Source organism: Bradyrhizobium sp. AUGA SZCCT0182 (assembly GCF_018130185.1).
Lineage (GTDB): Bacteria > Pseudomonadota > Alphaproteobacteria > Rhizobiales > Xanthobacteraceae > Bradyrhizobium.
Map to the genome: position 1 here is coordinate 176,566 of NZ_JAFCLY010000009.1, position 21,184 is coordinate 197,749.

The 21,184-nt window shown below is 60.6% G+C and carries 32 protein-coding genes and 6 tRNA genes; 16 read left to right on the plus strand and 22 right to left on the minus strand.

Annotated features, from left to right (window positions below):
* Positions 1-159: 159 nt before the first annotated feature.
* Positions 160-921: a Sir2 family NAD-dependent protein deacetylase gene (locus tag JQ611_RS12955; protein ID WP_212261656.1), complete on the minus strand. Its 762-nt coding sequence runs from the start codon at positions 919-921 to the stop codon at positions 160-162.
* A 166-nt stretch (positions 922-1,087) separates the two neighbouring features.
* Entirely contained in the window at positions 1,088-1,324 is a 237-nt protein-coding gene (locus JQ611_RS12960; protein WP_212261659.1) for a hypothetical protein, read from the minus strand.
* A 193-nt stretch (positions 1,325-1,517) separates the two neighbouring features.
* Here JQ611_RS12960 and JQ611_RS12965 point away from each other — a divergent pair, with 193 nt between their 5' ends.
* On the plus strand, positions 1,518-1,685 hold the full coding sequence (locus tag JQ611_RS12965; protein ID WP_212261662.1) for a hypothetical protein: 168 nt from the start codon (positions 1,518-1,520) through the stop codon (positions 1,683-1,685).
* 531 nt (positions 1,686-2,216) lie between these two features.
* On the opposite strand, the gene JQ611_RS12970 is transcribed toward JQ611_RS12965, so the two are convergent.
* Positions 2,217-2,402 (minus strand): hypothetical protein, encoded by a 186-nt coding sequence (locus tag JQ611_RS12970; RefSeq protein WP_212209536.1) that lies wholly within the window; start codon positions 2,400-2,402, stop codon positions 2,217-2,219.
* A gap of 618 nt (positions 2,403-3,020) precedes the next feature.
* Here JQ611_RS12970 and JQ611_RS12975 point away from each other — a divergent pair.
* Positions 3,021-3,167, plus strand: a complete 147-nt coding sequence (locus JQ611_RS12975; protein WP_212261665.1) for a hypothetical protein — start codon at positions 3,021-3,023, stop codon at positions 3,165-3,167.
* A gap of 51 nt (positions 3,168-3,218) precedes the next feature.
* On the opposite strand, the gene JQ611_RS43010 is transcribed toward JQ611_RS12975, so the two are convergent.
* On the minus strand, positions 3,219-3,374 hold the full coding sequence (locus JQ611_RS43010; protein ID WP_409411267.1) for a putative quinol monooxygenase: 156 nt from the start codon (positions 3,372-3,374) through the stop codon (positions 3,219-3,221).
* 253 nt (positions 3,375-3,627) lie between these two features.
* Here JQ611_RS43010 and JQ611_RS12980 point away from each other — a divergent pair, with 253 nt between their 5' ends.
* Positions 3,628-3,825 (plus strand): hypothetical protein, encoded by a 198-nt coding sequence (locus JQ611_RS12980; RefSeq protein WP_212465647.1) that lies wholly within the window; start codon positions 3,628-3,630, stop codon positions 3,823-3,825.
* 206 nt (positions 3,826-4,031) lie between these two features.
* Here the strand turns inward: JQ611_RS12980 and JQ611_RS42455 are convergent, their stop codons facing one another.
* Positions 4,032-4,160, minus strand: coding sequence for a hypothetical protein (locus JQ611_RS42455; RefSeq protein WP_283816748.1), 129 nt, complete (start codon positions 4,158-4,160; stop codon positions 4,032-4,034).
* Between the two features lie 175 nt (positions 4,161-4,335).
* Between JQ611_RS42455 and JQ611_RS12985 the strand changes: the two genes are divergently transcribed.
* Positions 4,336-4,560 (plus strand): hypothetical protein, encoded by a 225-nt coding sequence (locus JQ611_RS12985; protein WP_192735784.1) that lies wholly within the window; start codon positions 4,336-4,338, stop codon positions 4,558-4,560.
* Positions 4,561-4,891: 331 nt separating this feature from the next.
* Here JQ611_RS12985 and JQ611_RS12990 read toward each other — a convergent pair whose 3' ends face one another.
* The 4 genes from JQ611_RS12990 to JQ611_RS13005 form a co-directional block, all read right to left on the minus strand.
* Positions 4,892-5,029, minus strand: a complete 138-nt coding sequence (locus JQ611_RS12990; protein WP_212209431.1) for a hypothetical protein — start codon at positions 5,027-5,029, stop codon at positions 4,892-4,894.
* Positions 5,030-5,142: 113 nt separating this feature from the next.
* On the minus strand, positions 5,143-5,481 hold the full coding sequence (locus JQ611_RS43015; protein ID WP_212465648.1) for an antibiotic biosynthesis monooxygenase: 339 nt from the start codon (positions 5,479-5,481) through the stop codon (positions 5,143-5,145).
* Between the two features lie 430 nt (positions 5,482-5,911).
* Positions 5,912-6,199, minus strand: coding sequence for a hypothetical protein (locus tag JQ611_RS13000; protein ID WP_212465649.1), 288 nt, complete (start codon positions 6,197-6,199; stop codon positions 5,912-5,914).
* A gap of 151 nt (positions 6,200-6,350) precedes the next feature.
* The gene (locus JQ611_RS13005) at positions 6,351-6,848 is read right to left on the minus strand and encodes a hypothetical protein (RefSeq protein ID WP_212465650.1); all 498 of its coding nucleotides are present in this window, start codon (positions 6,846-6,848) and stop codon (positions 6,351-6,353) included.
* Here JQ611_RS13005 and JQ611_RS13010 point away from each other — a divergent pair.
* The 3 genes from JQ611_RS13010 to JQ611_RS13020 all read left to right on the plus strand — a co-directional run bounded on the left by JQ611_RS13010 (position 6,847) and on the right by JQ611_RS13020 (position 8,549).
* Complete coding sequence (locus JQ611_RS13010; RefSeq protein WP_212414794.1) at positions 6,847-7,299, plus strand: VOC family protein; 453 nt, start codon at positions 6,847-6,849, stop codon at positions 7,297-7,299. The two genes, JQ611_RS13005 and JQ611_RS13010, sit on opposite strands and share 2 nt — an antisense overlap.
* 50 nt (positions 7,300-7,349) lie before the next feature.
* Positions 7,350-7,577, plus strand: a complete 228-nt coding sequence (locus JQ611_RS13015; RefSeq protein ID WP_212465651.1) for a hypothetical protein — start codon at positions 7,350-7,352, stop codon at positions 7,575-7,577.
* A gap of 327 nt (positions 7,578-7,904) precedes the next feature.
* On the plus strand, positions 7,905-8,549 hold the full coding sequence (locus JQ611_RS13020) for a glutathione S-transferase (protein ID WP_212261687.1): 645 nt from the start codon (positions 7,905-7,907) through the stop codon (positions 8,547-8,549).
* 3 nt (positions 8,550-8,552) lie between these two features.
* Here the strand turns inward: JQ611_RS13020 and JQ611_RS13025 are convergent, their stop codons facing one another.
* Both JQ611_RS13025 and JQ611_RS13030 read right to left on the minus strand, forming a co-directional pair.
* Positions 8,553-8,807, minus strand: coding sequence for a porin (locus JQ611_RS13025; RefSeq protein WP_212465653.1), 255 nt, complete (start codon positions 8,805-8,807; stop codon positions 8,553-8,555).
* 31 nt (positions 8,808-8,838) lie between these two features.
* Complete coding sequence (locus JQ611_RS13030; RefSeq protein WP_192735778.1) at positions 8,839-9,096, minus strand: PilZ domain-containing protein; 258 nt, start codon at positions 9,094-9,096, stop codon at positions 8,839-8,841.
* Positions 9,097-9,344: 248 nt separating this feature from the next.
* Between JQ611_RS13030 and JQ611_RS13035 the strand changes: the two genes are divergently transcribed.
* Positions 9,345-9,419 (plus strand) — tRNA-Glu (locus tag JQ611_RS13035).
* A gap of 125 nt (positions 9,420-9,544) precedes the next feature.
* Here JQ611_RS13035 and JQ611_RS13040 read toward each other — a convergent pair.
* The 3 genes from JQ611_RS13040 to JQ611_RS13050 form a co-directional block, all read right to left on the minus strand.
* Positions 9,545-9,620: transfer RNA gene (locus tag JQ611_RS13040), tRNA-Trp, on the minus strand.
* 165 nt (positions 9,621-9,785) lie between these two features.
* Positions 9,786-9,862 (minus strand) — tRNA-Gln (locus JQ611_RS13045).
* A tRNA-Glu gene (locus JQ611_RS13050) sits at positions 9,855-9,929 on the minus strand. The genes JQ611_RS13045 and JQ611_RS13050 overlap by 8 nt, the downstream gene beginning before the upstream one ends.
* A gap of 6 nt (positions 9,930-9,935) precedes the next feature.
* Here JQ611_RS13050 and JQ611_RS13055 point away from each other — a divergent pair.
* Positions 9,936-10,247, plus strand: coding sequence for a hypothetical protein (locus tag JQ611_RS13055; protein ID WP_212416634.1), 312 nt, complete (start codon positions 9,936-9,938; stop codon positions 10,245-10,247).
* Position 10,248: 1 nt separating this feature from the next.
* On the opposite strand, the gene JQ611_RS13060 is transcribed toward JQ611_RS13055, so the two are convergent.
* Together JQ611_RS13060 and JQ611_RS13065 are read right to left on the minus strand one after the other, a co-directional pair.
* Positions 10,249-10,322 (minus strand) — tRNA-Gly (locus JQ611_RS13060).
* A 33-nt stretch (positions 10,323-10,355) separates the two neighbouring features.
* Positions 10,356-10,431: transfer RNA gene (locus JQ611_RS13065), tRNA-Arg, on the minus strand.
* Between the two features lie 259 nt (positions 10,432-10,690).
* Here JQ611_RS13065 and JQ611_RS13070 point away from each other — a divergent pair.
* Together JQ611_RS13070 and JQ611_RS13075 are read left to right on the plus strand one after the other, a co-directional pair.
* Complete coding sequence (locus JQ611_RS13070; protein ID WP_212465654.1) at positions 10,691-11,086, plus strand: nuclear transport factor 2 family protein; 396 nt, start codon at positions 10,691-10,693, stop codon at positions 11,084-11,086.
* A gap of 26 nt (positions 11,087-11,112) precedes the next feature.
* A complete protein-coding gene (locus JQ611_RS13075) occupies positions 11,113-12,345 on the plus strand; it encodes a Zn-dependent hydrolase (protein WP_212261712.1) in 1,233 nt (410 codons plus the stop codon).
* 181 nt (positions 12,346-12,526) lie between these two features.
* Here JQ611_RS13075 and JQ611_RS13080 read toward each other — a convergent pair whose 3' ends face one another.
* Complete coding sequence (locus JQ611_RS13080) at positions 12,527-13,303, minus strand: outer membrane protein (RefSeq protein WP_212261715.1); 777 nt, start codon at positions 13,301-13,303, stop codon at positions 12,527-12,529.
* 277 nt (positions 13,304-13,580) lie between these two features.
* Here JQ611_RS13080 and JQ611_RS13085 point away from each other — a divergent pair, with 277 nt between their 5' ends.
* Complete coding sequence (locus tag JQ611_RS13085) at positions 13,581-14,618, plus strand: PrsW family glutamic-type intramembrane protease (RefSeq protein ID WP_212465655.1); 1,038 nt, start codon at positions 13,581-13,583, stop codon at positions 14,616-14,618.
* Between the two features lie 110 nt (positions 14,619-14,728).
* Positions 14,729-15,316, plus strand: a complete 588-nt coding sequence (locus JQ611_RS13090; RefSeq protein WP_212465656.1) for an HdeD family acid-resistance protein — start codon at positions 14,729-14,731, stop codon at positions 15,314-15,316.
* A 103-nt stretch (positions 15,317-15,419) separates the two neighbouring features.
* Here the strand turns inward: JQ611_RS13090 and JQ611_RS13095 are convergent, their stop codons facing one another.
* A complete protein-coding gene (locus JQ611_RS13095; protein ID WP_192735767.1) occupies positions 15,420-15,578 on the minus strand; it encodes a hypothetical protein in 159 nt (52 codons plus the stop codon).
* Here JQ611_RS13095 and JQ611_RS13100 point away from each other — a divergent pair.
* Positions 15,565-16,650 (plus strand): 3-deoxy-7-phosphoheptulonate synthase, encoded by a 1,086-nt coding sequence (locus JQ611_RS13100; protein ID WP_212465657.1) that lies wholly within the window; start codon positions 15,565-15,567, stop codon positions 16,648-16,650. The two genes, JQ611_RS13095 and JQ611_RS13100, sit on opposite strands and share 14 nt — an antisense overlap.
* Positions 16,651-16,762: 112 nt before the next feature.
* Here JQ611_RS13100 and JQ611_RS13105 read toward each other — a convergent pair whose 3' ends face one another.
* Genes JQ611_RS13105 through epmA form a run of 4 tightly spaced genes read right to left on the minus strand, consistent with a single transcriptional unit; the run spans position 16,763 to position 19,386 of the window.
* Positions 16,763-17,005 (minus strand): hypothetical protein, encoded by a 243-nt coding sequence (locus JQ611_RS13105; RefSeq protein ID WP_212261727.1) that lies wholly within the window; start codon positions 17,003-17,005, stop codon positions 16,763-16,765.
* A 26-nt stretch (positions 17,006-17,031) separates the two neighbouring features.
* Positions 17,032-17,295, minus strand: a complete 264-nt coding sequence (locus JQ611_RS13110) for a hypothetical protein (RefSeq protein WP_212389363.1) — start codon at positions 17,293-17,295, stop codon at positions 17,032-17,034.
* Positions 17,246-18,337: a lysine-2,3-aminomutase-like protein gene (locus tag JQ611_RS13115; RefSeq protein ID WP_212465658.1), complete on the minus strand. Its 1,092-nt coding sequence runs from the start codon at positions 18,335-18,337 to the stop codon at positions 17,246-17,248. The genes JQ611_RS13110 and JQ611_RS13115 overlap by 50 nt, the downstream gene beginning before the upstream one ends.
* Entirely contained in the window at positions 18,334-19,386 is a 1,053-nt protein-coding gene (gene epmA, locus JQ611_RS13120; protein ID WP_212465659.1) for an EF-P lysine aminoacylase EpmA, read from the minus strand. Before epmA ends, JQ611_RS13115 begins: the two co-directional genes overlap by 4 nt.
* Before the next feature lie 248 nt (positions 19,387-19,634).
* On the opposite strand from epmA, the gene JQ611_RS13125 reads away from it, so the two are divergent.
* Complete coding sequence (locus JQ611_RS13125; protein ID WP_212465660.1) at positions 19,635-20,411, plus strand: hypothetical protein; 777 nt, start codon at positions 19,635-19,637, stop codon at positions 20,409-20,411.
* 165 nt (positions 20,412-20,576) lie between these two features.
* Entirely contained in the window at positions 20,577-21,143 is a 567-nt protein-coding gene (efp, locus tag JQ611_RS13130; RefSeq protein ID WP_212261738.1) for an elongation factor P, read from the plus strand.
* Positions 21,144-21,184: the final 41 nt, after the last annotated feature.

The following is a 21,184-nucleotide window of genomic DNA, read 5'->3' on the forward strand; positions in this document are numbered from 1 at the left end:
GTAGCGTACCGGAACACGCGCCCATCCATGACCACTCATGATAACGCCGCGCGAATCTCTCGAATCAAAAGATAACACTCCCGCATGCGGCGCATAGCTAAAAAAACAATTCAGGCGGGAACTATGAACAGGCTTGCACAGCTTCGAATCAATTGCAGATCAATTGCCTACAAATGGTCCAAGCGTCTCTCCGATGTCGTGCCGGATCACGAGATCGGCGACATCGTCCTGTTCGGTCGGCTCGTTATTGATGATGACGAGCTTGGCGCCGCAGTTCTTGGCCATCAGCGGAAAACCTGCGGCCGGCCAAACCACTAGCGAGGATCCGATGGCGAGGAACAGGTCGCAATGCTGGGCCAGTTCCGTGGCGCGGCGCATCGCGTCTTCCGGCATCGCCTGTCCAAACGAAATGGTCGCGGTCTTGACCGGTTCGTCGCAAACCGTGCAATCGGGCGCGCCGCCGGTCTCGTCAAAGCGCGCTTTGACCCAGGGCAGATCGTAGGCCTGCCCACAGCCGATGCAGCGGGCGTAGGTCGTGTTGCCGTGCAGTTCGACCACATCGTCGGCCTTGAAACCGGACGTCTGGTGCAGATTGTCGATGTTCTGGGTGATGATCGCGGGGATCTTGCCGGCCTTGTAGAGCGACGCCAGCGCCCGATGCCCGCGGCCGGGTTTCGCCGCGGCAAAGGTCGGCTCCATCGCAAAGCGCCGCCGCCAAGCCTCGTCACGGGCGTCGGAACTGGCGACAAACTCGTCGAACGGAATCGGACGATTGCGAGTCCACAATCCACCAGGCGAGCGGAAATCGGGAATGCCGCATTCGGTCGAGATGCCGGCGCCGGTAAAGGGAACGATGGACGATGCCGCGGCGATCATGTTGCCGAGCTGTTCGACGCCGCTGCGAAGGTCTGGTGCGATCACGTCAACATCCGATTTTTCAAAGCGTTTGCAAGCGGAAGCCTGCCCCGCAACGGAAAACACGTCAAACAAAATTGGCCGCGTCGACGATAGCGCGGCCAATCGGATTGGCTGTTCGGTCGGCCCCCGCACAACCGAACGTCGGCCGCGCGTCACCAAGCAGGCATCATCAGGCGGCTTTGGCGACGGGCTCCTTGGGTTCCCGCACCTCGTCGGTCTTCTTGACCTTGGCGACGGGCGCGCTCTCCGTTTTCTTCGCAGGCTTGCCGTATTGCGCGAGTTTTTCCAGTTCCGCCTCGAGCTCGGCGCGGCGCACAGCGACCTTCTCGAACAGCTTGTCGGTGGCGTGCTCGCGCAGTGCGGCGAGTTCTTCGATGCTCAGTGAATCCAGATCGATCTTTGCCATTGGAACCTCCGGTTTGCTTGTCGCTACCGGGAAGGTGCGCAAGCAACAAGCGGCGCACGGGCCTTATCCACCGCCATCGCTTTGCAAACAGACGACCACAATCCCGCAACGCGGCTTCCCAATTCACGCCCCAATCGCAACCGTCAATGGCAACCGGGACGACTCAAAAACACGACTCCAAAAAGGATGGGCAATGAACGAACAGGACGACAGGCTCGCGCGTGCGCGCGAGGAAATCGCAGCACGGGTCGCGAGCTTCAAGGCCACGCAGGAAAAATTCGAACGCGAGCGCGAGGAATATTACGCCACCACGCTCGGCAAAGCCTGGAGCGGATTTAACCGCCCATCGTTCTGGAGCTAGCGCCAAAGTCCGATCGGCAAAAAGCCCGGGGCGATGCTCCGGGCTTTTTTGTAAGTCCGCCACCAGGCGGAACCGGCAAGCCATTTTCGCCAAAAAGTTTTCGGAGCGCCGGGAACGAACCCTGCGGATGCGCATTCTCAGCTCAAGTGCAGCAACCTTGCCAGAGGTGAAAGCATGAAAGACCCCGTCAGCGTCTTCGGAGGCTGGCGGGGTTTTTCATTTCGCGGCTGGCAGGCCCTGCCCTCAAAATATCCTCGCCAAACCAGCACGAAGGAACCAATTGCGGCCCCGGGAATTTGTTCCCGAAAGAGGTGCAACGATGCCCCCATGGCTGGAAGTTCTGCTGAACGTGATCGCGTTTGCCGGCTTTATCGGCATCGCCAAATATCACAAACCGCGCGGCGAAAAATTGCCGTACCGCTAGAGGGAGCGAAGTGGATACCGGTTCGCATGAAGAAAACGCGTCAAAACAAGAGTCTAGTGCTTCGGTTCTGATTCAATCAGAGCCGATAATGCTCTAGGCGTGGGATCCTAGTTCGCCTTGTGCGGCTCGCCCGCCGTCCGGACCAGCCTGTCAGCTTTGACCAGCACATGTCCGGTTTCCGGTTGCGACCGCAGTGAAAAACTGATGCCGACGAAGGCCAGGCAAAACAGCAGCCCGACCACCATCACGCGTCGGTGGGTCGGCTTGTCGGCGTTATGAAACGAAGGGACCATGGCAGCTTCCTCCAGCCATCCCTAGCGCAACCTCTGATAAGCACAACGCAATCCCGGTCTTAACCTAACTGAATAGGGTTATTGGAGCTCCGGAAAGGGATCGTTGACCTCGCCGGTTGGCGCGCGCACCCGCACCGATCCTGTACGCACGTACTTGTCCGCAGCAAATCCACAGCCAAATCACAGGCCGCAAAACGGGTTTTCAGGCGTTGCGCCCAATGCTTGCTGCGCACCCGTCCACACCCCGGCGGACAGAAGGCATCGAGCTTTCTCTTCGAGCAGAACACGCACCGGCACAGCTCGGACTAGCCCAACATGGTCAAATGGATCTGGCCAGGAGTTGGGGAGACACGTGAAGCGCTGCGCAAGCGAATCCGAAATATCGAAGCAAGACTCCTTTTGTTCTTCGAAGAACGAACAGGGGGCGCGTTTTCCGGACCGGCCGCCCCTTAAGATCGGGTTACTTCGCGAGCGCTCGCCGATGGCAAACCGCATAATTGCCCCCTCGCCGCCTCCCGCCAGGCCGGCCTGATCGGAGCGCTCCGGACACGATGCTGTTCGCATCGTCGTGATCGAACCTTTTTGACACGATTTGCACCTATCCGAAAAGGTGCTGACATGACCCAGGCAGATCACTACCGCGACCAGTCGATCCGAGCCAAGCGTTTGGCCCGCGCCGCCAAGGATCCCGAGGCCTCAAAGAAGCTCAACGAGATGGCCGAGGAATTCCGGCTCTATGCCGAACGGCTGGAGAAGATCCTCTAAGGCCCGCAGGCGACAAGAAGCGGTGCTTGCGCGTCACGGCTTGCAGCGCGGCTACCGCGGAATTGATTCCGCGCGATAGATCCTGGTCCCGGTGGTTTCGACGATACGGCCCTTAAGCGATCTGACGAACGCTTTCGAACCTTCAACGGCGAAGTGGGCGCGCAGGGCTGCCTCGTCCGCCCATTGCTCGAAGAAAAACAGGCGCATCGGATTTTGGCAGTCGACATGCACGTCCGCGAGCGCTCGACATGATCAAGGCAGGCGGCCAGCACCTCATCAAAGCTGTCCTCGCGCGCCAGAATACTCCCTGTCACCAAGATCATCTCGGCATCCCCTGCACATCTCGCGGGTCCCTGCCCGGTACCGGTCCGCTCCGCCATTAACCCAATTCGCCGTTAACCCAATCTCTTTACAAAGTGTAAACGACCGCCTGACAGCTTTTGGTCAGGAGGATAATCTCATGCTTGTTTATCCCGTACCTGTTGAAGTGACGCAGGCCAGAGTCCAGCTCCTTGTCGACCAAACCGCCAAGGCGCCGCCCAATACGATCAACGAAGACCTGAAGGCCGTCTACGACGCCAAGGCGCTGGCGCAGCAAGCGCAGATCGAACAACACACCCAGGCCGAGCCAACCGCCTTGGTCGACGTCAAGGCCTAACCATTGGGGAGTGAGCCTGGTCCCTCCGCGCTGCCGGCGACGTGCCGCCGGGGGACAGGGCTCGTTCGACCGAACAATTTCATTTTCTGCGTTTAATGCGGAGCGACGGCCATTGTCGACCCGCGCTCTGTGCTGGGATACTGCGTCCGCCATTCGCCAATCCGGCGCGGGCCTTTCAGTCCCGATGAGGTGCCCTGCCGTGCAGCCTATTTTGGCGGTTGAAGGCCCGCGCTCGTGGCCCATTTTTCCAGGTTTTCGATCACCCTCTCATGGCTCGCGCGCTTGGGAGGTTTTGATTCCTTCGGAAGTTTCGGAAGCTTGATTTCCTTTTCCATGACCGCACTCTCCTTGTCATGGAATCTACTCCCGAGCACATCTTATATCAACACTTAACTTATTGATTTTATTTGTATATTTTACTAAAATGACTTTCTCTCGGCAATTTGAGGAACCAAAGCGAACTGCTCCGAGTTAGGCACTTACTCATTTGTCTAAAGTTGAGGCAGGCACATGACCGACATGCGGGGCGAACGATTACAAATCATGCTCTCTCCCGAAGAAATGACCGTTCTCGACGACTTCCGCTTCAAGCACCGGATGCCAACCCGCGCGGCGGCGGTACGCGAGCTGTTGCGGTTGGGATTGACGGTCGCACCGACGGATGGCGACGGCCAGAAGTCGAGCCATTACGGCGTGTTCAACCGCGGCTCTGACGGCCACCGGGAAGAAGCGTAAACCGCGACCTGAGCTGCAAGGCTTGGTCGACGCATCCGCGTTACGTTGGGCATGGCGCAACGGCCCGCCGTCAATGCATCAGATGCGGCGCGATCACCGATACGGCCAGCAACGCACCCAGGCTCCCGGGCGACGGACACTTTCATCCGCGCCGTTTCGGTATCCGTGATCGGCAGAACAACGAAGAACATGATCGCGAGCACGATCAGGCAATTCGCTGGCTCCTCCGTTTACCCAGCAATGACGGAAGAAGCCGCGCGACTATCTGTGCGGGATCACGCTCTCGACGCCCGCGCTTTAACGCCGTGGCGACGCGCGCGAGCAAACCTCATCAGGCCGCGCGTTTCGGACGGTCCTGCTGCGCAAAATATTCCAGGATCTGGATGCGGATTTCCTCGGCGATCGGGCCTTCGACCCGGCGCATGCGGTTCCAGAGCCTGATGATTTCGCGTTGTTTCTCGATGTCCATGAATCAACCTCCAGGGAATGATTGAATAGAACATAACAAGAACATTTTCGCAAGTGCTCCGTGGATCAGATGCGCGCGGAAATCGGTTTGAACCAATTGCGCGTTGCAGTGACTTATGGATGAGTAGTCCCCAGACACTCATCCCCATCAGAAAGCCCTGCTTCCCCCGAGCGGGGCTTTCGCTTGTGTAGCTGTAACCCCGCGCGTGCACGTCTTGCTAATCGTGGATGCTGGCCACCGCATAAAGCTCGGGCTCGAATTTTTCCGCGAGCTTTGCCTGCAGCCATCATATGCTCTTTGCATTCGGGATTGCGCTGCATGGCCTCGAAATACTCTTTCGATCGCCATTGGGCATAATTCGCGACGTGCTTGCCGCTAAGGCTGCGTTGAATGTTGGCAGAGACGAATCCCGGCTGTCGCTTCATAACCTTGTCAGTCGCCTCGTCCAGCAATTTGACGAGTTCGCAACATCGAGGAGAGGCTCTCGCGTCGAGTTTTCATCCGCGACCAACCTTCAAAGGGAGACCTCGGCTCCGCTTTTGTTCTCGGAGAACGAACAGAGTCCGCAATTTTGCGGACGAGCAATCGTAAATAATTGGAAAACAAAAGGCCACGCGGGCGTTACGCCGCGTGGCCTTCAGCGAGACTGTCCCCCTAGGCCCTCCAGAGATTCCGTCTCGCGACGCATAATGTGCGGACGGGCTTGCCTGTCCAGCCCACGGACGAATTACCCACAGTTCAGACGCGCCGGCATTCGTCTCGTTTCGCGATCGACTTCCGGGAATCAGCGGCGTTTGGCCCGCCCGGCGCGCTCACCTTTCCCGCAACGGTGATAGCTGTGGTCGAGCACAAGAAGCTTGTCCGGTGAAATCAGCTTCAGGGTCAACGAACCCGGACCGCGGCCTCGCCTTCGTTCGAAACGAAGCCCGACGCGCTCAGCGAACCGTCAGGCCGACGCACGACACGCTTGATGTCATGGGCGGAGGCAAAAAACGTAACCGTGTTTGCTCCGATTTTCAGCAGCCCATCACTTTCGGCATTCGAGCAGTCGGCAGCCTCGAAGGCCCACAAGCCCTGGACCGATTTCGGCAGTACGTTCGCGTGGGCCGTGTCCTGGAACAGAACCAGCAGTCCCGAGATCAGAACTCGCTTCAAGCCGTCAATTTCCACAGCTCATTCATCATTGAACCTTTGATGGCCTCGCGCGTCTAACTATCGAAGCGTCGAGATTTGTCCCCATCTCCGCTTCTCTCAGAGAGCCCCGCTTCCCCAGGCGGGGCTTTCGCTTGAGTCGCAGCAAAGCCGCCCGCTTCGGATCCACTCAACGTGCGCCTCCGCTTTGCTTTTCACACCGAAAATAGATCTCTCCCTTGGCCTGAAGTTTGTTGGGATCAATGAGCTTAAGCGTGATTGAACCGTTGGACCGACCATCGTCTGCAAAACCATACCCTGTTCCCTTTAGTGGGCCGTCCTTTAGCCGGGTAATGCGCTTGATTTGAAAGCCATGCTCGTAAAACAGCACTGTCCGCGGTTCGACCGTCATCCCGGATTCGCTGGACTGCTCTGTGCACGCAGCGGCGTCAGAGGCCCACTTCCCAAGCATGCTGGTGGGAAGTTGGTCGGCTGCATGAGCCGTGCCGGAGATCAGAAGAGCGCCAAGCAGGTATTTCATGCTGCCATCACTTTCCCAGCCACACCGCCATGTAAAGGACCCGGGGTAGCGCCCAAACAGCATCATGCCCCCTGCCCCATGGCGAATTTTGCTGCTATTCAAGCCCCGAACCAAAAACCAAGCCTCGCAAAGGGAGCCAAGAAACATGCGTTTTCTCCACACCATGCTGCGCGTCCGCAATCTCGATGCCGCGATGAAATTCTATCACGATGCGCTCGGGCTGAAGGAAGTGCGCCGGATCGACAACGACAAGGGCCGCTTCACGCTGGTGTTCCTGTGCGCCGCCGAAGACGAAGGCCTGCTCAAGGCCTCGCCGGCCACCCGCGGCGCGCCGCTTGTCGAACTCACCTACAATTGGGACGAAGAGAAATACGGCGAAGACCGCTATTTCGGCCACCTCGCCTATGAGGTCGACGACATCTACGCCACCTGCGACCGGCTGATGAAGATGGGCATCACCATCAATCGCCCGCCGCGCGACGGCAACATGGCGTTCGTCCGCTCGCCGGATCTGCATTCGATCGAGCTCTTGCAGAAGGGCGACCCAAAGCCTCCGGCCGAGCCGTGGACCTCGATGCCGAACACCGGCCACTGGTAGGCCTCTTTGTTTTGACGCGTTTTCTTGACGCGAACCGGCATCCACTTCGCTTGAAAACGCTACGGTACAACTTCTTCGTGCACGTCCGCCATCCCAGCTACCGGCTGGTGACGAAAGCGGACGCGCCGTTTCCCTCAGGCACCTCGGAAGACGAATGGAAGTTGACGCGTAGCCGCGAGGCCGGCGACGTCAACGCCGAGGTGCGCGACGCCGTCGATCGAGACGGCTATTCGCTGTTTCGAATCGGACTGTCGCTCTCCGATATTCCACAATCATAACGCGGCACCGCGTGCGCAGTTTCGGTCCGCGCAAAGGAACAAGACACTCGCCCACACGTTCTCTCCTCGATTGATATTTTGGGAGGATACGAGGATGGGACGAGGAATTTTGTTGTGGCTGTTGGGCGTGCCGATACCGATAATCCTTCTGTTGTGGTTGTTCTTCGGCCGCTGACGGCAAGCGTACGTGACAGGCTCCGTCGCGACGCGGCGGAGCCTGTTTTTTTTGTTTAGTCCAAGCCGAGGCAGCCCGCGCTTTTTTGCCGATCTTCCGCTATGAACCGGTTGCAAGAAGATCACCGCAAGAAACCGCTGGGAGCAAAACACGTGGCTGACAACAAACAACAACTCACCATCTGGGGCCGCGCCAATTCGGTCAATGTTCAAAAAGTGCTGTGGTGCCTGCGCGAGCTCGAGCTCGCCTATGACCGCATCGATGCCGGCATGCAGTTCGGCAAGAATAATGAAGCGCCCTACCTTGCGATGAATCCCAATGGCCGCGTGCCGACGCTGATCGACGGCGATTTCGTGCTGTGGGAATCCAATTCGGTGATGCGCTATCTCTGTCTCGCCTACGGCCAGAATTCGTCGATCTATCCGCAAAGTCCGCAGGCCCGCGCGGCCGTCGACCGCTGGCTGGATTGGACGCTGTCGACCCTGCAACCGGTGGACCGGCCGGTGTTCTGGGCGCTGGTGCGCACGGCGCCGGAAAAACGCGACATGGTCCAGGTCCAGAAGGACGCCGACGCCGAGGCCGTGCAATGGCGGATCGTCGACGCACAAGTGGCAACGCGCCGCTATATCGAAGGCGATCAGTTCACGATCGCCGATATCGCGCTCGGTGCTTTTGCGCGGCGCTGGTTCGGCGTCGAGGGCATCACAAAACCGAAACTTTCGAACCTCGAGCGGTGGTTCGCGCAGATCTCGGAGCGCGCCGGATTTGTGAAGTTTATCGCGCCGCCGATGACCTGACGCTCAGCGCGATCGAGCCGATGTGCCGGCCTCGATACTGATGGCACCGCCGACCTTCGCGCAGGTCTCTGTGCCCTCGACCCTGACGAATCCCGCCCCATACGCCGCGCATGGATTGCTTGATGTCGCTCCCTTCAGCGGAAGCAGCTTGTCCGAAGGGGCCGTCCTGTCGGACTTCTGATGGCCGGATGGTTCGGCGGCCAACGCCGCCACGCCAGTCAGCACCAGAACCGGGATCGCAAGGAGGGATTTTCGCATCCCGCCTTTTATCGTCCCGCGCCATCAGGCGCTAGCGGACGAACTTGATGCCGACCGACTTGCCCCGGCGCCAGACCACTTCGCAGTTTCGCCCGGTCCGGGCGTCGCGCGAAAACGCCAGCTTCAATTTGGCGGGCAGCGTGTTGGGATCGTCGATCGTGACCTTGGCGCCCGTCGTGGACATGTCCTGCACCACGCATGGGCGCGCCGCGAAGCCGCCGTCCAGCGTGATCCACCCGGATTGATGCAGTGATTTGCGCGACTCGCGCTTTTTGGTGCCCAAGGCCATGTCAAAAGTTCCCCTGCCACCAGCCCTACTCCAGGCGGCTTTAAAATCCGTTGCAAAACATCGGTTGTTTTGGCCGGTCCCCCTTGCCGGTGCGGGCCGGAAGCGCCCGGAAAAAGGCAGTTTCAGGCCGCTTGCCCGCCCGGCAAAACGCCACTATACGTTCGCCGGTCGCTGGCCTGATCCAACCCGATTAACGGCGACCAACACGGCGCATCATGCTGTAAAGCACTGATTTTCCGGTTGTTTTTGCTCCCTTCGTCTATCGGTTAGGACGCCACCCTTTCACGGTGGAGAGAGCGGTTCGATTCCGCTAGGGAGCGCCATCCCGTTTTTCGGCCATTGAAATCACTCGAAATATATCGCTCGTGATTGGCCTTTTGGAACACCTGTTCTGGTGAGCCACATTCGCCATGCCGGCTTGCTGCAGCGGCCAATGGCCAGACTGAGATGGCGGGAGAACCAGGCCTCGAACCTGGAACCTCTGGTTTTGGAGACCAGCGCTCGTCCACTTGAGCTTCACTCCCCAGCTTGGTCCCGACCCACGGTGCTGCCCCGTGTTTTCCTGCTCCACAAGCAAGCGTCCTAGCTGATAGACGAGGTCGGAAGGCAATGGTCGCTCGTAACGGTTTCGAACCGTCCTGTTCGCCGTTATGAGCAGCAAGCCCTCCCGAGAGGCCGAGCGATGGATTTGGTGAGCGCGGCTGGATTCGAACCAGCGGTCACGGAATCAAACACCGGCGCCTTAGACCAACTTGGCGACGCGCCCACCGGATTCGAACCGGTGATCTTCACCGTGAATAGGTGTTATCCTGGACCGCTAGACGAAGGGAGCGGCTACGGTGATAAAGAAAGCGAAGAAGACCAAAAGGGCGACCGCGAAAAAGTGGAAACCGAAATCGGTAAAGAAACGGCCGCTAACGCAACGGGAATTGTCGGTCGCTGCACGGCTTGATGAACTTGGTGTCACCCATGAAGCCGCCGAGCAAATGCGTGAGATAACCTTGGAGATCGACCGAAGATTTGGAGCCGGACCCAAATTGCAACTGCTCCGAAGGATTACCGCAGCGCGAATCGCATTCGAAGATAGGATCCTCAACTCGAATAGTATCAAGGACAGCGTCGCGGCAGCCAGGAAGGTGGCTGACCTGTGATTGGCGCGGACTGCCGGACTCGAACCGACTTTGCCTGGTTGGAAGCCAAGTGATCAGCCTATGACCCAAGCCCGCGTTGAAAAGACCAGCGTGCGCGTGTTGCTACTTTGGTGCGCTCGGCAGGACTCGAACCTGCATAGGACGAAGTAGAAATCCGTTGACCATCCGGTTGGTCCACGAGCGCGTGAAATACCGACTGAGCTAACACGCAAAACCTGGCGAGGCGCGAGCGCCCGCGTGGATGTGGTCAGTCTGGCTGGATTCGAACCAGCGATCCCCTACTTCCAAACGACATCTCGCTTGTTGAACCATTCCGCCACGTCGTCGCGGGACAACCGCCTCAAAATAATGGAGATTTGACTCGTTCGCGCCGGTTCGCTCCGCTGCCGCGCGTGTTCGAAAAAATGCTCATCAGCCAGTATGCTCCCAGGGATTGTTGGAGCGTGAATAAAATCATGGCGCCCTCCTCCACCGAACGCGATGAGCTGTTCAAAGGCTTCGCGCGCGCCCTGTTCAAGGGCGACATGGTTGCGCTCTATTCCGCAGTGACGCCTGACTTTCTCTGGACCTTTCACGACGGTCTGGCGGTGACCAAATCCCTCGCCGGCGCCGCCGCCATTGCCGAACATCTCGCCGAGCAAAAGGCCCTGTTCTCGGCGCAACGCTTCCATGACGTGGCCTATCACCACGCCAATGATATGACCTTCATGACGTTCCGTGTCAGCGAAACCGTGCGCGCCACCGGTGAACAGCGCGAACAACGCGGCGTCGAGTGTTATACGTTTCGCGATGGAAGGCTCGCGACCAAGGATGTTTATCGCAAGCCGACCGGCCCCTGACTGCCAATCAAGGAGAGGCACCAGCAATGCCCGACAAGACCCTTCCCTTCGACGGCGCCCGCGTTCTCGCCGACCTCCATACGTTGCGTGGCATCGGCGCCTACAAGACCGGTGTCCACAAGCCGACCTTCTCGGAGCCGCATATGCGCTCGCTGGAATGGCTGGTGCAGCGGCTTCCCGAGGCGGGCCTTGTCGCCGAGATCGACGGCATCGGCAATGTGCTGGGCACCAGCACGAAACCGGGCCCGAAACTGTTGGCGGGCTCGCATCTCGAAAGCCAGAATTACGCGGGCTGGCTCGATGGTCCGCTGGGTGTCATCTATGCGCTTGAAGCCGCCCGCGTCATCAATCCGGATCCGAGCATCAAGGGCGCCGTCGAGGTCGCATCCTGGTGCGATGAGGAAGGCCATTTCGGCAGTTTCCTCGGCAGCCGTTCCTATGTCGGCGCTCTCACCGAGGCTGACGTCGACGCCGCGCGCGACCGCAACAGCGATCGCACCATGCGCGAGGCGCTACGCGAAATCGGCCTCGCCGGCCGCCCGCGCGCCACCGCCGAACGCGGGCGCCACATCGGATATCTCGAAGCGCATATCGAACAGGGTCAGACCCTCGAGGGCGGCGCGCTCAATATCGGCGTCGTCACCTCCATCGTCGGTATCTGGCAATACCGAATCACCTTCACCGGCGAGCAAAACCACGCCGGCACGACGCGGATGGCCGTGCGCAAGGACGCTGGCCTCGCGCTGGCGAAATTCTGCGTCGATATCGACGAACGGTTTCCGAAAGCCTGCGGGCCGCGCACGGTTTGGACCACCGGTTCGATCAGGCTTGATCCGGGTGCGCCGAGCATCATCCCGGGATCCGCGGAAATGCTGTTCCAGATACGCGACGACGACCCCGCTGTGATCGATCGCCTGGAGGATTTGCTGCGAAGCATGGCCGCCGACGTCAGCGCGCGCGGCCCCTGCACGGTTGCGGTGGAGCGCATTCGCACTGGCGCGCCCGCGATGATGGACGCCTCGTTCCAGCAAGCGATCGAAGCTGTGAGCAAGGCGCTTGCCGGCGGCAGGTCGATCCGCATGCCCAGCGCCGCCGGTCACGACGCCCAGATTCTCTCGACCATCATGCCGTCAGGCATGCTGTTCGTGCCCTCGATCGGCGGCATCAGCCATCACTGGACCGAGAACACTGATGACGCCGACATCGTCACCGGCGCCGCGGTGTTTGTCGACGCTTGCCGGCGCCTCTTGGCGGGCTAAGCACGCCAACGCTCATTGCGCCTGCAGGTCGAAATCGGCCTCGCTACGCGCCAAGCCGATTGCACGACGGTCATCTCGGTGCGTCTGCTCTCGCCACAAAAAAAGCCCCGGACGATGCCGGGGCTTTTAATTAGTCTCGGGAAGAACTCAGTACCTGGTACCAGGCTCAGTCCTTCAAGGCTCAGTACCTTGCGACGACCGGGCCACCCCAGTTGAACTTGTAGTTCACACCAACCAGCGCGGTGGAAACTTCCAGCTTCGTGCGGACACGGTCCGGGAATCCGACAGCGGCGGGCGCAGTCGTAAACGCGACGTCCTTGTGACCGAAGTCCATGTAATTGTATTCGCCGAACACCGACCAGCCCGGAGCGAACATCCATTCGAGACCGCCGCCGATGGTCCAGCCACTGCGGCTGACGCCGTAAGCGGTTTCGGACAGCAGCACGCCACCCGGCTGGAAGATCTCATAGTCAGACTTGGTCCAGGCGCCACCACCCTTGATGTAGCCGAGCAACTGGGGCGTGAACAGGTAGCCCAAGCGGCCCGTTACCGTGAAGATGTCCTTGGTGGTGACATCGGACCTGAAGGTCGGGAACGCCGTCAGGAAATGCGAGTGGTCGATGCGCGCGTAGTTGTACATGCCCTGGATGCCGAGCACCCAATTGCCCGCGAACTGGTAGTCGCAGCCGATCTGCGCGCCGCCGACGAAATCACTGCCGTCGCTTGAACCGTAATTGGTCGCCGGAACAACCAGTCCGACACCGATGACTTCGGTGCGTTCCTGCGAGGTTCGTGCCCAGCCGCCGCCGATGTTGCCGCCGATGTAGCAGCCGGTCCAGTTGTACACCACGACCGGAGCCGGAGGCGGCGCCTTGGCATAACGGGGAGCCATATCGGCCGCGACAGCCGATCCAGTCATTGCAACCGCAGCAAGCATTCCCAGTGCAAATTTCTTCATGTTGATTCCCCTTGGGCCAATATTGCTGCCAATGGTTGTAGAGGAATTAGGCAGCTAATGCTGTGGCGCGGCGGTCACAGTCAGGAGGAAAGAGTTGGGATCGAAGTTCCCGCGATCAACGCCCTTGCCCGCTCCCGAATTGCTGGGAAACCCATCTCGAAACGTAACAATTAGCCAGTCCGCCCCTCGCCTTTTGGCGACAACAAGTCGCGTTTGCCTTCCTTGCAAAGCGCTGAATTTACGGCCATTTTCGATCCATCCGAACAAAGTCCCCTAAATGCTCCTGCTTCAATCCCTCCCGACCGTCATCGGCGTCGCCGCGATCGCGCCCGCGTTGCTTTTGCTGTGGCTGGTCATCGCCGCTGACGAGCGCCCCGGCCCGCCTGCGCAGGTGTGGATCGCATTCGTGCTGGGCGCGGCCAGTATTTCGCTGCTCGGAATCGCACGGGCGCCGTTTGCAGCGATTCTCGCGGTCCCCGGAAATCCCTGGATGACCCAGGGGCTCCGCTCGGTGTTCGGCGTTGCCGCGCCTGAGGAGATCGTCAAGGTGATCGTGATCATCGCGGTGTCGTGGAAGCGCCGCACCTATGCCGATCCGATGGACACCGTCGTTTACGGCGCAGCCGCGGGCCTAGGATTCGCAGCCTACGAAAATCTCGCTTACCTGGTGCAACACGCCGACATGTGGCGATCGCTGGCGGCACTGCGCAGCGTCCTCACCGTGCCGTTCCACGGTGCGCTCGGCATTATCGCCGGCGCCTATATCGCGATCGCACGTGCCGGCACGGCACTCGGTGCCAACCGGCACAATCGCGACCTCGCCCGCATCTCGAGCTGGATGCTGGCCCTGTTTGCGCCGGTCGCGCTGCATGCGGCGTTCGATTTTCCGCTGCTGATTCTGCAAAAACATCCTGATCTCGGCTCCACCACGCGGATGTTGCTGGGAACGGCCAGCCTGATCATCGGCTTCAGCTCGATCGGATTTGCGGCGCGGCTGGTGCGGCGCGTCGGCCGCCATCACGCGCCGCGCACCGAGATCGCGCGCGAGCGGCTGAGCCAGTTGCGGCGGATGTGGGCGCTGCTGGTCGTGGGCGGCGGTGCCGGCTTTGCGGGCGTGTCGTTCCTGCTGACATCGCTGCACCACTGGTTCATCAACCCGGAACGCAACGCCTCGCTGGTTCTGATCCCGATCGGTTTCACATCGATCCTGATCGGCCTCGCACTGCTGGTCGCGACCACGGCGGTCTACGTCCTTGGCCGTAACCGGATGCGCACGACGTCGGAGGGCTTTTCGTCGGCGAGCGAGGCTGGTTAGCACGACAGCTAAAGTTGGACGCGTTTTCCTTGCGCCAATTCCTTGCGCCAACCATTCCTGTTCGCTCGAAAACGCTCTAGTATCGGCCCGTGCGTACCGGGAGAGCTGTGATGACCCTTCCCCAAGATAGGCTTCCCAAGGACATCGCCAAATTGCAGTCCGACATGGGCGCCGCTGTGAAGACGCATTGGAAAGCCTTCCTGTTCGAAGGCATTCTGCTTGCGGTGCTCGGCCTGGCCGCAATGATCGTGCCGCCGCTGGCAAGCCTGGCGGTGACCATATTCCTCGGCTGGATGTTCCTGATCAGCGGGATCGCCGGGCTGGTCGTCACCTACTGGGCGCGGCAGATGCCGGGCTTCTGGTGGTCGCTGTTTTCCGCAGCGCTGGCCGTGCTTGCCGGCCTCGTGCTTTTGGCGCGGCCGATGCAGGGCGTGCTGACGCTGACCATCATCGTCGGCGCCTACTTTCTGATCGAAGGCGTCACCACCATCATGTACGCGCTGGAGCACCGCCGCGAATTGTCCGGGCGCTGGTCCTGGCTGCTGGTCTCCGGACTGATGGACATCCTGATCTCGTTCCTGATCATTGCCGGTCTTCCGGGTTCAGCGGAATGGGCGATCGGCCTGCTGGTCGGGATCAATCTGGTGCTTGGCGGCGCGTCGCTGGTCGGCATGGCGCTCGCCGCGCGCAAGGCCTGACACGGGCTGGCGCTGCGCGAGCCAATTCCACCGCCGATTGGGGGATGACAAGTCTCGATGCGTGAGCTATAGAGCCGGCCATGATCATGATCGCCGCCAGCAACTATTGGTATTTTAGCTTCGACAGCTCGCTGGCGGTGGGAGGATCACGCGCAATCTGAATAATTGCAGCAAATAATCCGAACAGCCGCCAAATCCTGGCGGCTTTTTTATTGGCCGGCAGGTTCTTCAAAACAGGAGCCAGAGCCGTGTTGAGCACCACCGACGACCTTCGAATAAGCGAACTGAAAGAGCTGACGACGCCGCAAGAGGTCATGCGCGAGATACCGCGCACTTTGACCGCCACGCGCATCGTGATGGCGGCGCGCAACGCCATCCACGCGATCCTGAACGGAACCGATGACCGGCTTCTGGTCGTTGTCGGCCCCTGCTCGGTGCACGATCCCGCTGCTGCCGTGGAATACGCCGAACGCCTCGTCGCCCTGCGCGAGCGGCTGGCCGACCGCCTCGAGATCGTGATGCGCGTCTATTTCGAGAAGCCGCGCACGACAGTCGGCTGGAAGGGATTGATCAACGATCCCGGCCTCGACGGCAGCTTCGACATCAACAGGGGCCTGCGTCTCGCCCGCAACGTGCTTTCAGCGGTGAACAATCTTGGTCTGCCGGCGGGCACCGAATTCCTCGACATGACGACGCCGCAATACATCGCCGACCTGGTGGCGTGGGCGGCGATCGGCGCGCGCACCACGGAAAGCCAGATCCATCGCGAACTCGCGTCCGGACTTTCCTGCGCGGTCGGCTTCAAGAACGGAACCGACGGCAATGTGCGCATCGCGGCCGAGGCCGTGAAGTCGGCGTCGCATCCTCACCATTTCATGGCGGTCACCAAGGGCGGACGCTCGGCGATCGCGGCTACGACCGGCAATGATGACTGCCACATCATCCTGCGCGGCGGCAGCAAGCCGAACTATGCCGCTGACAGCGTCGATGCCGCTTCGGCCGAACTCACCCGTTCAGGCGTGACACCGCGGATCATGATCGACACCAGCCACGCCAACAGCAGCAAGAAGCCCGAGAACCAGCCATTGGTTGCGGCCGACATCGCGCAGCAGATATCCGCTGGTGAAACACGCATCACGGGCGTGATGATGGAGAGCAATCTCGTCGCGGGCCGCCAGGATGTGGTGCCGGGCAAGCCGCTCACCTATGGTCAGAGCATCACGGACGGCTGCATCGACTGGGAAACCACCGTGCAGGCGCTCAACGTCCTGGCCGACGCCGTCGAGGCGAGACGGAGCTTGGCGCGCCGGCCGTTCAATGAACGGTCGGCTTAAGAATCGATGGTCGACCAAAACGTTACAGCCAGAGTCTGCTCAAGCTGATGAAGCAGACTCTGGCCGGTCAAGCCGATCAATCGTGGTGTGGAGCGGCCTTTGTGCCCCGCGCCTAGCAGCCGCGGCAGATGCTCTTGATCTTTTTGTCGAGGAGAGCATTTTCCTTGCTCAGGGGATCGTTCGGATCGTTCAAATTTTTCTCGCTGGGAACGTCGCTGGCGCGTGGCTGGCGATGACCGATTGGCGCCTGGATCACCGGCTTGTCCGAATTTTTCGGCACCGTTGAGCCTTGCGCGAACACGTCCGGACTACCGGTCAGAACCAGAAGCGCCACCGACAGGATCAATTTTCGCATTTTGGTTCTCCCGCTCTCATTTCTTGTTATCGCGCCGGAACATCGATCGTTCCACAATTGCGACGCCCCTGGGCCGCGCAATCCTGCGCCTTTCGTACATCGGCCATGGTGCTGAGCAACCAGATACCGGCTGCTACCAGCACCGCGAAGAAAGCCAGCATTACCGCGTTTTCGATCGCGCGGCTGCTCTCGTCTTCCGGCGGCTTCTGCCCTCCCTGATCCCCGTCCGTCATCGCCGGTTCACGGCTTCGGCGGATAGAGGTGAACGTCACCGCAATAATCGACGACACGATAACGCGTTTCCGAGGATAGTTCACGTTCCCGGGAATTTGGATGCGACAAATAATGCGGGCCGATCGGCGCCTTGCCGTGGCCGCCGGGAATATCGAGCACGTAATCGGGCTGACATAGCCCGGAAACGCGTCCGCGCAAGCCGCGCATCAGTTCCTGTCCGCGCTCGATCGTGGTGCGCAGATGCGAGGTGCCCGGCGCGAGATCGCCATGGTGCAGGTAATACGGCTTGATCCGGCATTCGACGAAGGACCGCATCAGGGCTTCCAGCGTCGCCGCATCGTCATTGACACCGCGGAGCAGCACCGACTGGCTCACCAGGGGGATGCCGGCATCGACCAACCGGGCGCAAGCGGCGCGGGCTTCCACCGTCAGCTCACGCGGATGGTTGGCGTGAACCGCGACCCAGGTCGTGGCGCCACCAACCCTCAACGCTGCGACCATCTCGTCGCTGATGCGCGCGGGGGCCGCGACCGGCACGCGGGTGTGAAGGCGGATGATTTTGACGTGATCGATGGCGGCGATGTCGGCCATGATCTCGGCCAACCGGCGCGGCGACAGCATCAGGGGATCGCCGCCGGTCAGGATGACTTCCCAGATCTCGGGATGCACGCGGATATAGTCGAGCGCGTCACGATAGGCGTTGTCCGACAGCGCCGTCGCCTTGCCGGGGCCGACCATCTCGCGGCGAAAACAGAAGCGGCAATACACCGCGCAAACGTGAACCAGTTTGAACAGCACACGATCCGGATAGCGATGAACGATGCCGGCGACCGGTGAATGGGCGTCATCGCCGATCGGATCGGCGCGCTCGCCGGCCTCCTGCACCAGTTCCAGCGTGCTTGGAACGAACTGCCGCGCGATCGGGTCGTCTGGATCATCTTTATCGATCAGCGCGGCGATATCCGGCGTCACCGCAATCGCGTAGCGCGCGGCCACCTGTTCGAGATCGGCCAGTTCAGCCGCAGGCGCCAGCCCGCAATCGACGAGTTCCGCCGGTTGCCGCAACGTCGCCGCCAATTTCGGATCGATCCTGTTCATGCTTCTCCCGCCGGTGGTGTCCATACCACCTGATCCACCCTGAGCGCACCGCTTGCCAGCATCACCAGTCGGTCAAAACCGAGCGCGACACCGCTGGCCTGCGGCATCACGGCGACCGCCTGCAGGAAATCCTCGTCGAGCGGATAGCGTTCGCCGTAACGCCGCGCTTTCTCGTCCATTGCCTGCGCAAAACGGCGGCGCTGTTCGGCAGCATCGGTCAATTCGCCAAATCCGTTCGCAAGCTCGACGCCGCAAGCGTAGACCTCAAACCGCTCGGCCACGCGTGGATCGGACGCTTTCGCGCGCGCCAGCGCTGCCTCCGGCACCGGATACTCAAATAATACCGTCAAACACCCCTGCCCGAGATTTGGTTCGATATGCTCGACCAGGACCTTGCTGAAGATATCGGACCAGGTGTCGTCGTCTGCAATCCGCACCCGCGATTTTGACGCCTCGGCGAGCGCCCTGCGATCCCCTTCGCCACCCGCGACCGTCGCCAGCAAGTCGATCCCGGCGAACTGTTCGAACGCGGTCGCGACCGTCAGCAATTCAGGCTCGGCGAAGGGATCGGTGATGCGGCCGCGAAACGAGAATTGCCCGATGCCCGTCGCCTGCGCCGCATGGGCGATCACCACAATCGTGTCGGCCATAATGGCGTCATATGCCGCGTTGGCGCGGTACCATTCCAGCATGGTGAATTCAGGCAAATGAAGATCGCCGCGCTCGCGGTCGCGGAACACGCGTGCAAACTCGAATATCTTGTCTTCGCCCGCCGCGAGCAGTTTCTTGGCAGCGAACTCCGGTGAAGTCCGCAAATAGCGCAGCGCGCGGGTTCCGTCTCCGCCGGTCAGTTCGGTCCGGGGCGCGTGCAGATGCGTCTCGTTGCCCGGCGAGACCTGCAGGATGCCCGTCTCGGCCTCGGCGAATCCCTGCTCGTCGAACCAGGCCCGCAAGTCCTTCGTGATCGCGGCCCGCGCCATCAGGAACGGCTTCCGGTCCGCATGCCGCGCCGGCGACCACCATGGCGATGGCTGGTCGATCCCGGCCATCAGCAACCAGCCGGAGCGGCGCGCGCGCCTGCAGCGGCGTACGAGCCCATGAAAACGTTCAGGATATCGCCGGATACCATTGACACTATTCAATTTTCTCCGCTGGAAAGCAGCCATGCCGGGAACACCGCGGATACCCCGCGTCCGGTCCGTCTGTCATGTCGAAAGACGCACGTCTTGTCCATTCGCGCGATCGGCGCCGCGAACTTGAAGTTGCGCCCTGAACCTCGCGGCCATTGGCGAGTCCAATGGGCAGCAAAATGGAACGGAATGCACACATGTCTGGCGGATGGTTACGACGAACAGCGCTTCTGCTGGCAGGTATGCTGTTGCTCGTCGTCACCACGCCAACGCCCGCCAGCGCGACCGGCCCCGGGTCTGAGTTCAAACTGAAGACGGATGCGGATGACATTTTCACCTCACCCGACAGGCAAATTCGGGTTGAGCAATATGCGGCGGACAAGGGCGATGAAGGTTTTCTGTTCCAGTTCTGGACCTTCGACGAGGGGCGTCGACACCCCTCGCTGCTGAATACTGGCGAAGGCATCGATCTCGCGGGCTACCCCGCAGGCTTTCGCTTTACCCCGAACAGCCAGTGGCTGGTACGCATGCAGAAAACCGGTGCCGGTTTCCAAACGCTGTTTCTGTACCGGCGGCACGGATTTCAATTTTCCTCCGCCACGCCGAAGCCGCTGAGCGAGATGGCCTGGGATTATTTCTGGGGCTCGCCGGCAGCCAAAAAGCTGCGTCGCGCCCCCAAGGACCGCGATTCGCTCAGTCACGTATTTGCCGCCCTCGTCAAAGGAATGGACGACAATTACGCTTCATTGGGCCTGCATTGGCCCGACAGCCGCTACGTCGTGATCAGCCTCTCCTTCGACGCCCAGGGCGAAGACAAGCCGCGGCCCTATATCGAGGACTGGTGGTGTGCCTATGACCTGAAAACCGGGACATTTACGGTGCCCGCGGCCTTTGCCGAGCACAACGCCCAGGCCTTCACGTCCCCTCGCCCCAAGCGGAAATAACCAGGAAGCGGCCCGTGATCGGGACCCACGGCAACCTGCCGGAACGGGCCGCAAAAGGCTGGTATCTGGAGGGCAAATCAGTATGTTGCAGCCCGAAACCGCCTCATTGGCCGCGGGACACAATTGTCCTGACAGGTCGGAGGCCAGAAATTCAGGAAAACCGCTTTGAAAGTCATCGCCAGTTCAATTCGCAAGGGCAACGTCATCGAGCAGGACGGCAAGCTCTATGTGGTTCTGACCGCCGAGAACATCCATCCCGGCAAGGGAACTCCGGTCAGTCAGATCGAAATGCGCCGGATCGGCGACGGCGTGAAGATTTCGGAACGCTACAAGACCACCGACCAGGTCGAGAAGGCGACGATCGAGGATCACAATTTCAACTACCTCTACGAGGACACCGATGGCTTCCATTTCATGAACGGCGAGACCTACGACCAGGTCCAGGTGTCCAAGGAAATCATCGGTTCGGCCGCGCCGTATCTGCAGGAAAACATGTCGGTGAAGCTCTCGCTGCACGACATGGTTCCGGTCGCGATCCAGATGCCGCAGCGCGCGACGCTGGAAGTTGTCGAAACCGAGCCGGTCACCAAGGGCCAGACCGCGTCTTCGTCCTACAAACCTGCTATCCTTTCCAACGGCGTACGCACCAACGTGCCGCCGCACGTCGGAACGGGAACGCGGATCGTGGTCATGACCGAGGACGGCTCCTACGTCGAGCGCGCCAAGGACTAGGCGCCAGAGTTAGACATCGGGGCATGCGCCGGGGGGCGATG